Origin of the sequence: Tsuneonella suprasediminis (genome assembly GCF_003605755.1) — a bacterium.
GTDB classification, from domain to species: Bacteria; Pseudomonadota; Alphaproteobacteria; order Sphingomonadales; family Sphingomonadaceae; genus Tsuneonella; species Tsuneonella suprasediminis.
This window is the reverse complement of sequence record NZ_RAHJ01000018.1, coordinates 352630-366351: the sequence shown is the minus strand read 5'-3', so window position 1 is coordinate 366351 and position 13722 is coordinate 352630. Positions and strand designations below refer to the sequence as shown.

The 13722-nt window shown below is 58.1% G+C and carries 7 protein-coding genes, 3 tRNA genes and 3 rRNA genes; 3 read left to right on the top strand and 10 right to left on the bottom strand.

The features are described from left to right. Positions 1-4: 4 nt before the first annotated feature. Together D6858_RS07755 and D6858_RS07750 are read right to left on the bottom strand one after the other, a co-directional pair. The gene (locus tag D6858_RS07755) at positions 5-445 is read right to left on the bottom strand and encodes a Spy/CpxP family protein refolding chaperone (protein ID WP_120108759.1); all 441 of its coding nucleotides are present in this window, start codon (positions 443-445) and stop codon (positions 5-7) included. After that, positions 442-732, bottom strand: a complete 291-nt coding sequence (locus tag D6858_RS07750; protein WP_225081940.1) for a hypothetical protein — start codon at positions 730-732, stop codon at positions 442-444. The genes D6858_RS07755 and D6858_RS07750 overlap by 4 nt, the downstream gene beginning before the upstream one ends. Before the next feature lie 174 nt (positions 733-906). Between D6858_RS07750 and D6858_RS07745 the strand changes: the two genes are divergently transcribed. Further along, positions 907-3225 carry a copper-transporting P-type ATPase gene (locus tag D6858_RS07745; RefSeq protein ID WP_205664898.1) on the top strand — a complete coding sequence of 773 codons (2319 nt, stop codon included), beginning with the start codon at positions 907-909 and terminating at the stop codon, positions 3223-3225. A 234-nt stretch (positions 3226-3459) separates the two neighbouring features. Here the strand turns inward: D6858_RS07745 and D6858_RS07740 are convergent. The 7 genes from D6858_RS07740 to D6858_RS07710 form a co-directional block, all read right to left on the bottom strand. Further along, positions 3460-4211 (bottom strand): IS5 family transposase gene (locus tag D6858_RS07740; protein WP_420823828.1). Its coding sequence is split into 2 segments (ribosomal slippage): positions 3460-4070 and positions 4070-4211, totalling 753 coding nucleotides; the frame shifts between segments, so codons are not numbered across the junction. Positions 4212-4321: 110 nt separating this feature from the next. Continuing rightward, positions 4322-4398, bottom strand: a tRNA-Met gene (locus D6858_RS07735). Positions 4399-4506: 108 nt separating this feature from the next. After that, positions 4507-4621: ribosomal RNA gene (gene rrf / locus D6858_RS07730) — 5S ribosomal RNA — on the bottom strand. A gap of 130 nt (positions 4622-4751) precedes the next feature. Next, positions 4752-7539, bottom strand: a 23S ribosomal RNA gene (locus D6858_RS07725). 278 nt (positions 7540-7817) lie between these two features. Beyond that, positions 7818-7893 (bottom strand) — tRNA-Ala (locus D6858_RS07720). A 21-nt stretch (positions 7894-7914) separates the two neighbouring features. Beyond that, positions 7915-7991, bottom strand: a tRNA-Ile gene (locus D6858_RS07715). 180 nt (positions 7992-8171) lie between these two features. After that, a 16S ribosomal RNA gene (locus D6858_RS07710) occupies positions 8172-9659 on the bottom strand. Together the 16S, 23S and 5S rRNA genes with 3 tRNA genes alongside form the textbook arrangement of a ribosomal RNA operon. Positions 9660-10286: 627 nt before the next feature. Between D6858_RS07710 and D6858_RS07705 the strand changes: the two genes are divergently transcribed. Next, entirely contained in the window at positions 10287-11813 is a 1527-nt protein-coding gene (locus D6858_RS07705; protein WP_240623754.1) for a lipopolysaccharide biosynthesis protein, read from the top strand. On the opposite strand, the gene D6858_RS07700 is transcribed toward D6858_RS07705, so the two are convergent. Then, entirely contained in the window at positions 11734-12576 is an 843-nt protein-coding gene (locus D6858_RS07700) for a glycosyltransferase family 2 protein (RefSeq protein WP_120108750.1), read from the bottom strand. The genes D6858_RS07705 and D6858_RS07700 overlap by 80 nt on opposite strands. A gap of 116 nt (positions 12577-12692) precedes the next feature. Between D6858_RS07700 and D6858_RS07695 the strand changes: the two genes are divergently transcribed. After that, on the top strand, positions 12693-13679 hold the full coding sequence (locus tag D6858_RS07695; RefSeq protein WP_165859658.1) for a retropepsin-like aspartic protease: 987 nt from the start codon (positions 12693-12695) through the stop codon (positions 13677-13679). Positions 13680-13722: the final 43 nt, after the last annotated feature.

Genomic DNA, 13722 nt, shown 5'->3' with positions numbered 1-13722 from the left:
TTCGTCATTCGCCGGGTTCGCCAGTGAGCGACAAAGCCACATGCCGGTCAAAACGGGCCTGCTGCTGCGGATTAAGCAATGCGCGCATAGCGAACACATGCTGGACAGTCGCTTTTTGCAGATCGCCCATCCGCGCGTGGACATCGTCGATCGCGGCAGCGACTTTGGGGCCATATTCGTGCTCTTCCTCCATCGCCGCGGCCAGTCGCGCATTGGCGGCACCGAGCGACAGGTCGAGTTCCTTGCGCTCTACCGCAAAGCGCGTTTCAAGCCGGTTGAGCCGGGCGCTTTGCGAAGCGGTAAGGTCGAGCTGTTCGTGAACGAAATCGTGCAATGTCTGCGGCTGGTTGGTGTCGCGCCATTCGTTCGCCGCGAACGCGCCGATGCACCCCGCCGCCACGGCCAACAGGATTGCCAGAACGATCTGAAACGCGCCGATCTTCATGGTTCGACGTGCAACAATGACGCTGGCGAGAGGTCGGCCCCTTCGACCAGTCGATAATTAGCGGTTTCAGCTCTCGCCGGAGTTTGCGTCGCGCCGACCCCGGCCCCCAGCCCAACGAAAGCCATCGCGGCAAACAGCGCCAGACGGGTCCGACGGCTCGCCTTTTCTTCAAGCTGCCCGGCCTGCATCCAGACACCGTCCATGAACCCGTCAGGCGTTGCCGGATCGGGCATGGCGGCCCATGTCGCTAACGCGCGTTCTACAGGGTTGTCGTCTTGGTTTCGCATCCGGCCTCTGTCCTGTCCTTTCAGCGCTTATACGCCAAAGCGGCACCTTCCCCTCAAATATTTTCCGAGGGGAAGGTGCCGCTGCTGCGTAGAGTGGGCATTGTGGTTTCTCTCGCCACCCGTGCGATGGCAAGGGAGGTGTTCAATCGGCGATCTGCCGGGAAAGTATAACCGATGACAACCTTTGTCTGCCCGATGCACCCGGAAGTCCGCCAGGATACGCCGGGCGATTGCCCGCAATGCGGAATGCATCTGGTGCCGGAAGGTGAGGCGAAGGCCAGCACTGGCCACGACCATCCATCGTGTTGCAGCCACACCCCCGCCGGATCATCGGGCGATGGCGAATATGACCATGTTCCTGCCGGGTATGCCGGGCCGGTTTACACCTGCCCGATGCATCCCGAGGTGCGGCAGACCCATGCGGGCGCCTGCCCCATCTGCGGAATGGGGCTGGAACTGGAATCCGCCCATATGGCAGACGATGCTCCGAACCCCGAACTGGTCGATTTCACCAGGCGTTTCTGGATTGGCGCGGTTTTGACAGTGCCTCTGCTGGTGCTGGCAATGGGTCCGATGATCGGACTGGGCGTGATGCGCGAAAGTCTGGGCGAACGGGCGGCGGTGTGGCTCGAATTCATTCTGGGTACGCCGGTCGTGCTGTGGTGCGGGTGGCCCTTTCTGGTTCGGGGGTGGAATTCGTTTCGCACCCGCAACCTCAACATGTTTTCGCTTATCGCGATGGGCGTGGCCGCCGCATACCTGTTCAGCGTGGTCGCGGTCCTCGCGCCGGGTATATTCCCGACGGGATTTCGCAATGCCGATGGGCATGTGGCCGTCTATTTCGAAGCCAGTGCGGTCATCGTCGTGCTGGTGTTACTGGGCCAGTTGATGGAACTGCGCGCGCGTGAAGGCACCGGCAAAGCTATTCGCGCTTTGCTGGATCTGGCTGCGAAATCGGCCACCCGGATCGGCAAGGACGGGCACGAGGAAGACGTGCCATTGGAAGATATCGCGGCTGGAGACCGCCTGCGCGTTCGCCCCGGCGAGAAAATCCCCGTCGATGGGGTAGTGATCGATGGCCGCTCTTCGGTCGATGAAAGCATGATCACAGGCGAGCCGGTGCCGATCGAGAAAACTGCCGGCGACAATCTGACCGGCGCAACGATCAATGGAACCGGCAGTCTGGTGATGGAAGCCAGACGCGTGGGCGGCGATACGATGCTGGCGCAAATTGTCGATATGGTCGCCGCCGCACAGCGATCCCGCGCGCCTATTCAGCGGTATGCCGACAAAGTTGCGGGCTGGTTCGTTCCGGCGGTTATCGCGGTGGCGATTGTGGCCTTTGTCTGCTGGGCCATTTGGGGGCCGTCACCTTCGCTCGCCTACGCATTGATTGCCGCGGTGTCAGTGCTGATCATCGCATGCCCCTGCGCGCTGGGCCTCGCAACGCCGATGTCGATCATGACTGCAACCGGTCGGGGGGCGCAGGCTGGCGTACTCATCAAAAACGCCGAAGCGCTGGAACGATTTGAAAAGATCGACACGCTGATAGTCGATAAGACCGGTACTCTTACCGAAGGCAAGCCGCGTCTGGTTGCCGTGATAGCCACCGGATCGCATAGCGAAAACGACGTTCTCCAACTGGCCGCCGCGCTCGAACGTGGCTCGGAACACCCTCTGGCAGAAGCTATTGTGAACGGCGCTGCGGATCGCGGCCTTCCCGTTGGCGACGCCAGCGATTTCGAAGCGATCACCGGCAAAGGTGTCCGAGGGATAGTGGTGGGCCGCGCTGTCGCGCTGGGCAACAAGGCTTTGCTGGCGGATATGGGGATCGCCATCGGCGATCTGGCGGACACCGCCAATGCGCGGCGCGATGCGGGCGAAACCGCAATGTTCGTGGCTCTGGATGGAGCGTTAGCGGGGATCGTCTGTGTGGCCGATCCGGTAAAGGAGACTACGCCCGATGCGCTCAAGGAACTCCACAACCTCGGCCTCCATATTATCATGGCGACCGGCGACAACGAACGGACAGCTCGTGCCATCGCCGCCCGCCTTGGCATCGACGATATTCGCGCCGACGTCCTGCCCGAAGGCAAAGCCCGCATCATTCGCGAGTTGCAGGAACGGGGCGCCAAAGTGGCCATGGCAGGCGACGGCGTGAACGACGCACCGGCGCTGGCTCAGGCCGATGTCGGTATCGCCATGGGCACCGGTGCCGATGTGGCGATTGAAAGCGCGGCGATCACTCTCGTCAAAGGCAATCTCGATGGAATCGTCCGCGCGCGCCGTCTGGCGCAGGCGACGATGAGCAATATCCGCCAAAACCTGTTTTTCGCACTGGTCTATAATTCAGCCGGTGTGCCGATCGCGGCAGGCGCGCTCTACCCGTTATTGGGGTTACTCATCAGCCCGATGTTTGCCGCTTTTGCAATGAGCGCGTCTTCGATTTCCGTTGTGCTCAATTCCCTGCGCCTGCGGACGGCGCGGCTATAGAGGGTTGCATGGGCGCCGGGGCACGGTATTCGCCGTCAGAACAGTTGGTATTTAGACCCGCGCTGAAACAAACCCGCTGCGGTCGGCATCAACGCGATCGAAATTAGGCGACACTTCATCCCTCAGATGATTGATCGCCATCGAGAATTGCTGTGATTTTCTGTGCCAATTTTCATCCTACTGTGCCAAAACAGTGCCAAATCCAAAAACAAAGGCCCTAGGTCGGATCGACATTCAACGTAGCCCGAGCATAGCGGCAGCAAGGAATACGAAGCCGCTGAAGTGGACTGTTCGGCGTTCGTAGTGTGTGGCGACTCGGCGGAAGTGTTTGAGGCGGTTGAAGCGTTGCTCGATGCGATTGCGCTGTTTGTAGGCGATGGCATCGGGTGGGATGATGATTTTGCGGGTGCGATTTGAAGGGATCACGGCTTCGGCACCGATCTGGGCAATAATGGCGTGCAAAGCATTGCTGTCATAGGCTATATCGGCCAGCACGGCATGTCCTTCCTGCCCTTTGAGCAGAGCGGGAGCTTGGGTGACATCACCTATCTGGCGTGCGGTAACGATGAAGCGCAGCAGCCGGCCCAACGTGTCGGCGAGCATGTGGATCTTGGTTGTCAGTCCTCCTCGGGAACGCCCCAGCGCCTGATCCTTTGCCTCCCCTTTTCCGCTTGCCGCCTGCTGGTGCGCGCGAACGATGGTGCTGTCGAGCATCAGATATTTGTTGTCCCGGTCTGCGGTCAGCGCCTCGAATACCTGCTTCCATACCCCGGCATGGCACCAGCGGCTGAAGCGGCGATGGACCGTTTTCCATTTGCCATAGCGATCGGGAAGGTCGCGCCAATGTGCCCCGAGCGCAGAACCCGCAAACATCCGTTCACAAACAACCGGTTATCCGATCCGGTCCGCCCCGGATCGCTCGCCTTACCGGGCAGCAAGGACGCAACACTTGCCCACTGTGCCTCGCTCAACTCGTATCGCTTCACGCCCATTCATAGCCTTCGCTCAATCGCGAAACCCTATGAATCAACACTTACGCCGTTTGGGAATCCTGAATGTCGATTGGCCTTAGCCTTTCGGCCAAACCCTGACTATTTGGTTGCGGGGGTTGGATTTGAACCAACGACCTTCAGGTTATGAGCCTGACGAGCTACCGGACTGCTCCACCCCGCGGCACCACTCGTCTCGCGCGGAGACGAAAAGAGGGCCTCAAGGGCCCTCCGAGAAGGGCCTTAAGCCCCGACAAGTGAATGGGTTTACCGCGCACCCGCCGGCTACAATGCCTGGCGACGACCTACTCTTCCAATGCTTAAGCATTAGTACCATCGGCGCAGTCTGGTTTCACGGCCGAGTTCGAGATGGGATCGGGTGGGTCACAGACGCTATGGCCACCAAGCAATGAAGCAGGCGGATGCGGGTTTAAATCGATGCACCATACTCTCGATAGAGAGCAATTGGGCGTTATCCGACTGGAGAACTCCTCCATTATCGCGGACAGCGCAGGGCTGTCGTTGATGGTGGGATTCAACAAGCGCGAAAAGAACTATTAGGACCGGTTAGCTACACGCATTACTGCGCTTCCACACCCGGCCTATCAACGTCATGGTCTATGACGGTTCGAAGATACCTTATCTTAAGGGAGGCTTCCCGCTTAGATGCTTTCAGCGGTTATCCCGTCCGTACATAGCTACCCTGCGGCACCCTTGGCAGGATGACAGGTACACCAGAGGTACGTTCACCCCGGTCCTCTCGTACTAGGGGCAACTCCTTTCAAGTATCGACGCCCACGGCAGATAGGGACCAAACTGTCTCGCGACGTTCTGAACCCAGCTCACGTACCACTTTAATTGGCGAACAGCCAAACCCTTGGGACCTGCTCCAGCCCCAGGATGTGATGAGCCGACATCGAGGTGCCAAACGATTCCGTCGATATGAGCTCTTGGGAATCATCAGCCTGTTATCCCCGGCGTACCTTTTATCCGTTGAGCGATGGCCCTTCCACGAGGGACCACCGGATCACTATGACCGACTTTCGTCTCTGCTCGACTCGTCAGTCTCGCAGTCAGGCAGGCTTATGCCATTGCACTCTTGCAGACGGTTTCCAACCGTCCTGAGCCTACCATCGCGCGCCTCCGTTACTCTTTAGGAGGCGACCGCCCCAGTCAAACTACCCGCCACAGAGGGTCCCTACACCGGATAACGGTGCGAGGTTAGACATCAGAAAACAGCAGGGTGGTATTTCACCTATGGCTCCACTCGGACTGGCGCCCAAGTTTCAAAGCCTCCCACCTATGCTACACAACTCTTTCCTAATGCCACTCTGAAGCTGCAGTAAAGGTGCACGGGGTCTTTCCGTCTAACCGCGGGTACTCCGCATCTTCACGGAGAATTCAATTTCGCTGAGCATATCCTGGAGACAGTGGGGAAGTCGTTACGCCATTCGTGCAGGTCGGAACTTACCCGACAAGGAATTTCGCTACCTTAGGACCGTTATAGTTACGGCCGCCGTTTACTCGGGCTTCAATTCGGAGCTTGCACTCCTCCTCTTAACCTTCGAGCACCGGGCAGGCGTCAGACCCTATACGTCGTCTTGAAGCCGACTTAGCAGAGTCCTGTGTTTTTGCTAAACAGTCGCTACCCCCTGGCCTGTGCCCCCCACCAAAAGTTGCCTTAAGATGGGGCCTCCTTCTTCCGAAGGTACGGAGGCAATTTGCCGAGTTCCTTCAGGATACTTCTCTCAAGCGCCTTGGTATACTCTACCTGACCACCTGTGTCGGTTTCGGGTACGGTCTATATGGAGAGGCTATTTCCTGGAACCGCTTGGCTGCCCGTTCAATCCAATAAGAACGAACAACTTCCACGATCCGTCACACATCTCCAGGCCCACGAATATTAACGTGGTTCCCATCGACTACCCCCTTCGGGCTCGTCTTAGGGGCCGGCTCACCCTGCGCCGATTAGCGTTGCGCAGGAACCCTTGGTCTTTCGGCGACAGGGCATCTCACCCTGTTTGTCGCTACTCATGTCAGCATTCTCACTTCCGATACGTCCACCGTCGGTTACCCTTCGGCTTCGCTCGCTTACGGAACGCTCCGCTACCGCTGCAGTAAACTGCAACCCTAAGCTTCGGTGCATCACTTTAGCCCCGATACATCTTCGCCGCAGGAACCCTTATTTAGACCAGTGAGCTGTTACGCTTTCTTTAAAGGATGGCTGCTTCTAAGCCAACCTCCTGGTTGTTTTGGGATTCCCACATGCTTTCCCACTTAGTGATGACTTGGGGACCTTAGCTGTAGGTTAGGGCTGTTTCCCTTTTGACGACGGACCTTAGCACCCGCCGTCTGTCTGCCGGATAAGACTCGATGGTATTCGGAGTTTGGTTAGGTTTGGTACCGCTCGCGCAGCCCTAGCCCATCCAGTGCTCTACCCCCATCGGCATACGTCCGACGCTCTACCTCAATAGATTTCGCGGAGAACCAGCTATTTCCCGGCTTGATTGGCCTTTCACCCCTAAACACAACTCATCCGAGCATTTTTCAACATGCAACGGTTCGGCCCTCCAGTGCGTGTTACCGCACCTTCAGCCTGGTCATGCCTAGATCGCCGGGGTTCGGGTCTAATGCATCATACTCTGTCGCCCTATTCAGACTCGCTTTCGCTGCGCCTACACCTAACGGCTTAAGCTTGCATGATACACTAAGTCACTGACCCATTATGCAAGAGGTACGCTGTCACCCCCTATGGGGCTCCAACTGCTTGTAAGCATCCGGTTTCAGGTACTGTTTCACTCCCCTAATCGGGGTGCTTTTCACCTTTCCCTCACGGTACTGTGTTCGCTATCGGTCATGTACGAGTATTTAGGCTTGGAGGGTGGTCCCCCCATGTTCAGACAGGATTTCACGTGTCCCGCCCTACTCGAGTCTTCACTCATCACTTTCGCATACGGGGCTATCACCCGCTGTGGCCACTCTTTCCAAAGTGTTCTGCTAGTTGAAAATGAAGCACTGGCCTGGTCCCGGTTCGCTCGCCACTACTACGGGAATCTCTGTTGATGTCTTTTCCTCCGGGTACTGAGATGTTTCAGTTCCCCGGGTTCGCTTCACCAAAGCTATATATTCACTTCGGTGATACCCTATCCACCTCTTCCCGATCTCCCGAAAGAGACCGAAAGGAAATGGTGAGGGTGGGTTTCCCCATTCGGAAATCGCCGGATCAAAGTTTGCTCACAACTCCCCGACGCTTATCGCAGCGTGCCACGTCCTTCATCGCCTGTACATGCCAAGGCATCCACCAAATGCTCTTACCTCACGCTTGAGAATCCACACCATCAACGACAGGCCTGCATAAAGCACAGTCGCCTCACGATGATGCGGAGGAATTATCTCAGCCAGATAATCAATTTGATTGATTTGTGATGATATCAGTCACCCTGATCGTAATCAGTATGACGATACCGCCACGGCATCGATTTAAAAACCCATTCACAATGTCAAAGATCGCAGGCAGCAAATCCGCCCACTACCGACCGAAGCCGGATAGCTTTTCGTTTCATCCTGGAGATTTCGCATACACCCAAAAGTGTACCGCGCGGCTGGTGGAGCCTATCGGGATCGAACCGATGACCCCCTGCTTGCAAAGCAGGTGCTCTCCCAGCTGAGCTAAGGCCCCTAATGCCAGCGCGGTGCGGAATGGTGGGCCTGAGAAGATTTGAACTTCTGACCTCACCCTTATCAGGGGTGCGCTCTAACCAACTGAGCTACAGGCCCAACCCGCTGCCCAGCTGGCCGTAAGGCCGCGGGCGGCGTGAGCCAGCTCAGGCGTCATGCCACAGGCCAGGCCTGAGGCAATCTCCAGTGATGAAAGGACATGAGGACGACGGCAATGTTCTTTGGAAAGGACGAAGCACTTTCCGACGCGAGGTCGGACGCTTTCGGCCGTATCCTTAGAAAGGAGGTGATCCAGCCGCAGGTTCCCCTACGGCTACCTTGTTACGACTTCACCCCAGTCGCTGATCCCACCGTGGCTCGCTGCCTCCTAAAAGGTTAGCGCACGATCTTCGGGTGAAACCAACTCCCATGGTGTGACGGGCGGTGTGTACAAGGCCTGGGAACGTATTCACCGCGGCATGCTGATCCGCGATTACTAGCGATTCCGCCTTCATGCCCTCGAGTTGCAGAGGACAATCCGAACTGAGACGACTTTTGGAGATTAGCTCACCCTTGCGGGATAGCTGCCCACTGTCATCGCCATTGTAGCACGTGTGTAGCCCAGCCTGTAAGGGCCATGAGGACTTGACGTCATCCCCACCTTCCTCCGGCTTATCACCGGCAGTTTCCTTAAAGTGCCCAACTAAATGATGGCAACTAAGGATGAGGGTTGCGCTCGTTGCGGGACTTAACCCAACATCTCACGACACGAGCTGACGACAGCCATGCAGCACCTGTCACTGGTCCAGCCGAACTGAAGGAAAAGATCTCTCTAATCCGCGACCAGGATGTCAAAGGCTGGTAAGGTTCTGCGCGTTGCTTCGAATTAAACCACATGCTCCACCGCTTGTGCAGGCCCCCGTCAATTCCTTTGAGTTTTAATCTTGCGACCGTACTCCCCAGGCGGATAACTTAATGCGTTAGCTGCGCCACCCAAGTTCCATGAACCCGGACAGCTAGTTATCATCGTTTACGGCGTGGACTACCAGGGTATCTAATCCTGTTTGCTCCCCACGCTTTCGCACCTCAGCGTCAATACCTGTCCAGCGAGTCGCCTTCGCCACTGGTGTTCTTCCGAATATCTACGAATTTCACCTCTACACTCGGAATTCCACTCGCCTCTCCAGGATTCTAGCCATCCAGTTTCAAGGGCAGTTCCGGGGTTGAGCCCCGGGATTTCACCCCTGACTTGAAAAGCCGCCTACGTGCGCTTTACGCCCAGTAATTCCGAACAACGCTAGCTCCCTCCGTATTACCGCGGCTGCTGGCACGGAGTTAGCCGGAGCTTATTCTCCAGGTACTGTCATTATCATCCCTGGTAAAAGAGCTTTACAACCCTAAGGCCTTCATCACTCACGCGGCATTGCTGGATCAGGCTTTCGCCCATTGTCCAATATTCCCCACTGCTGCCTCCCGTAGGAGTCTGGGCCGTGTCTCAGTCCCAGTGTGGCTGATCATCCTCTCAGACCAGCTATGGATCGTCGCCTTGGTAGGCCTTTACCCCACCAACTAGCTAATCCAACGCGGGCCCATCCAAAGGCGATAAATCTTTGGTCCGAAGACATTATCCGGTATTAGCTCAAATTTCTCTGAGTTATTCCGAACCTAAGGGCAGGTTCCCACGCGTTACGCACCCGTGCGCCACTATCACCGAAGTGATCGTTCGACTTGCATGTGTTAGGCATGCCGCCAGCGTTCGTTCTGAGCCAGGATCAAACTCTCAAGTTTGTGTCACTCACTTATTCGGCACGATCCGAAGATCGCTATCCAAACAAGCAAGAGCATCAAGGAGCCGATACCTGCACTGTCAAACGTAATGGATACGAATGGACATGTATCATCACATGGAAAACGTGGAGTTTCCCAAGGATGTGGCATCGACTTGGTTACCGGTTACCGGAGCCTTGAGGTCCCCGGACCGGGCGCCGTCGCCCACATGTCCCTTCATCAAAAATCAACAATGTCAAAGAGCCACTCAACAAAAGAGGCGGACAACTGATCGATCCCCGATTTACACCGGGGGACCGGTTGTCCACATTTGTTGGCGACCGAAGCGGTGGGAGCCAGTTAGAAACCGTCAGCACCGCGTCGGTGAGAGGCCATATATGTGGGGTGTTGATTCGGGTCAACGGCTTTTTGCAATTTTATTTCACGGAGTTCCTAAATACATGAAAATAAACGAATAAATCTTCCGTTTTTGGCCATTGGGGCTGTTTGGGTGGCGAATCGCGGAAGGTGTCGCTGAGGCATTCCCGAGGGCATTTCCCAGCATCCCGTTGGAAGATTGGCAAATCTTCACTTTTGGCGGCTATTCGGGCCCGCAGAGGTCCAATGCAGAGCAACCAGACACCATCCATGGAATCACCCGAAATACCCACAGGCACCGATCTGGCCGGGCGCGTGCGTAGTGCGCTCGCATGGCGTTGGGGGTCGCAAGTGGCGGCGCAGTTCATCACCTGGGCATCCACTATTGCCGTTGTGCGGCTACTCTCGCCGTCCGATTACGGGCTGTTCGCGATGAGCCAGGTTGTGGTGACCGCGCTTGCCTTCCTGAACGGATACAGCTTCGCGACTTCGCTGATTCAGGCGCGCGAAGTGGATGCGCGTCGTATCGGGCAGGTATTCGGACTGCTGTTGCTGTTCGCGGGCGGGCTGGCGCTGGTGCAGGTGCTGATCGCGCCATTGGCGGCAGACTATTACAACCAGCCGATGGTGGCGCATATATTACGAGTGCAGGCGCTGCTGTTCCTGACCACCCCTTTTATCGCCCTGCCCACCGCCTTGCTTCAACGGCGGCTTGAGTTCCGCAGTCAGGCCTATGTCAGCACAGCCAGCGCCATCATCTCCGCAGTCACTGCATTCGTTCTGGCGTGGTTCGGGTTCGGCATCTGGGCGCTCGTGTGGGCACCTCTCGCCGGATTCGTGAGTCGCGCCATCGGGCTGACGATTGCCGCGCGCCTGCTGGTAAAGCCGATCTTCAACTTCCGTGGCGCGCGCGAGATCATCTCTTTCGGTGGGGCGCTGACGTTGTGCCAGATGTTCTGGATCATCCAGAGCCAGAGCGACATCTTCATCGCGGGCCGCAGCTTCGGCGCACACGAACTGGGCCTTTATTCAGAGGCGCTGTTCCTTACCCTGATCATCACCGGGCGATTTCTGCCCCCAATCAACGAAGTTGCGTTCCCGGCTTATGCCGAGTTGCATCAGCAAGGGCAGAGCCTCGCGCCCAGCTTCCTGCGGACGATGCGGACCGTCGCACTGGTCACTGCCCCCTTATATATAGGGCTGGCGCTGACGGCGGAGCCAGCAGTGGTGACACTGTTCGGCCCCAAATGGGCAGACATGGCGCCAATCGCGGCGGGACTTTCGCTGGCAATGCCGGCAATGGCTTTGCAGATCGTGTGCAGTCCGGCGACCAACGCGATGGGCGATGCGCGTATATATGTCATCACCAGCGCTGCCGGGGCGATTATTATGCCAGCGACGTTCCTGATAGGGATCGCTTACGGGCCGATCGGACTGGTCCATGCATGGTGGGTGGCCGCGCCATTACTGCTGGCGGTAACGCTGGCCGTGACATTGCCGGCCGTAAGAGTTTCGCTGGGCAAATTACTCGCCGAGTTGCTGCCGATCGCCATCGCCTGCGGGGTGATGGCGCTGGCCGTGATAGCAGTGGAGCGCATAGCGCCGCCTATGCCGTCGATTCTCCTGCTGGCCTTGCTCGTTCCGGTTGGCGGGCTGGCCTACTGCGGAACCTTGTGGTTCGGATGGCGCTCTGTCGTGCGCGAAACGTGGGCCATGCTCAGGCAGCGCACGCCTCAGCCATCCGTTTCAGCGCCAGCCGATCGAACCACCACCATGCAGGATGCGCCCGCGGAGTAAATTGCGGGAGATATTGCGGATAAAGCGACGACAGCTGCCGCGGCAGGCCGACGGGGCCCTCGCCCCGCATAATGTCGCTGACGATACGGTTCTGAAAATGCCGCACGGCATAGTTGATCATCCGGCGATACTGGATCGACAGGCTGGCCGGGTTCAGCCGCGTGGGTTCGCACAGGAAGCCTGCATCGGGGCACGGCGCCACCCCGGCATCGTTCCAATGGCTCTCATTCTTCAGATCGGTCTTGGCGAACGCCGCCAGCAGGCCATCGTCCCCCACCAGATCGTTAGGCAAGCGGATGCCGCGTGCCCGCATCCGCGCGACGAAATCGCCCCGCAATGCATAGAGATCGCCGAACATATTATGATCGCGCATAATCACCTCGCGATAATAGGAAGCCCGACGGCCATTGCAGGGCAGGCCAGCGGCGGCATTGGCCGTGGGGTTATCGGCAAGAGTGCGCGCAAGTGCAGCGAGCGATCCGGGCTTAACCTCCGCATCGCCATCGACGAAGACATATGTCTCCGCCTCCAGTCCGGCGCTGTCGAGCACGAATCGGTTCCAGCTGCGCGACTTCCCGCCTTCGGCATATTCATGGACGGTCACACCGGCAAACTCGCGCGCAATCCGCGCGGTGCGGTCGGTGCTGCCATTGACCACCACATGCACCGCCACATCGGCTGCATCGAGCGGCAGGCTGGCAAGGCACGTAGCGAGACGCCGTTCTTCGTTATGGGCCAGGATTGTCACCACGATCGGGGGCATTCGCAAGGCTCCTTATGCTCGCTCTGGTTCTGTTCGCTTTGCGCTTGTTCTGGTCGTTGTAGAGCGAACCGGCATTATCTGCTATGTCATTCGGGCAGAGCCTTTGGGAGAGGGCCATGATTGCGACTCTATTGCTAACCGTTGCTGCTTCCGGACTGGGACTGGGAACGACACTGCCGCCTGCCCCGCCACCTGCGGCAGTGTCGGATGCTGCGCTGCCCGGTGCATCTGCGCCAACCACCGACATCCCTATTTCGCCCACTGCCGACAGCGTGGTGCTGGATAGCGAGCAGGACCGTTACCTGCGGATGACAGTGCCGGTCACGATAGAGGGGTTCGGCCCATTCCGTTTCATGGTCGATACCGGCGCGCAGGCGACAGTCGTGACGCCCGAACTGCGCGACCGGCTCCAGCTCCGCTCGCTCGGCGTCGCGACAGTGATCGGCATGGCCAGTATCCGGCAGGTCGAACTGGTTCAGCTCGACGGGCTGGAATTCGCGGAACGGGTATTCGATGCTTTGCGAACCCCGTTGCTGGAAAACCGGCATATCGGCGCAGACGGAATCATCGGACTGGACAGCTTGCAGGATCTGCGCGTGCTGCTCGATTTCCGCGACGATACCATTGCGGTGGACGATGCCAATGCGCTGGGCGGCAACTCAGGCTACGAAATCGTCGTGCGGGCGCGCAACAAATTGGGGCGGATGATCATCACCAATGCAGTGGTCGATGGGGTTCGTACCGCACTGATCGTCGATACCGGGGCGCAGTGGTCAATTGGCAATGCCGCGTTGCAAAGCCGCCTGCGTACTCGCGGGCAGACCGATGTCACCGCGAACGATGTGAACGGTGCGTCGATTGCCGGGAAGCTGTCTTTGGCTCACAACGTCGTGATCGATCGGATGCAGTTGCATTCGATGCCGATCGCATTTGCCGATGCCCCTGCGTTCGCCGCGCTGGGATATGGCGACAAACCCGCGTTAATTCTGGGCATGGAAAGCCTGCGCCTGTTCGACCGTGTGGCCATCGATTTCGCACAGCGAAAGGTGCTGTTCGACATGCCCACCGGTTCAATGCGTGACAACCGGATGCGGCCGGGCTGATTCGCGCCTGCCTTGTCCGGCACACAGGTTGTCTAACCGGCCA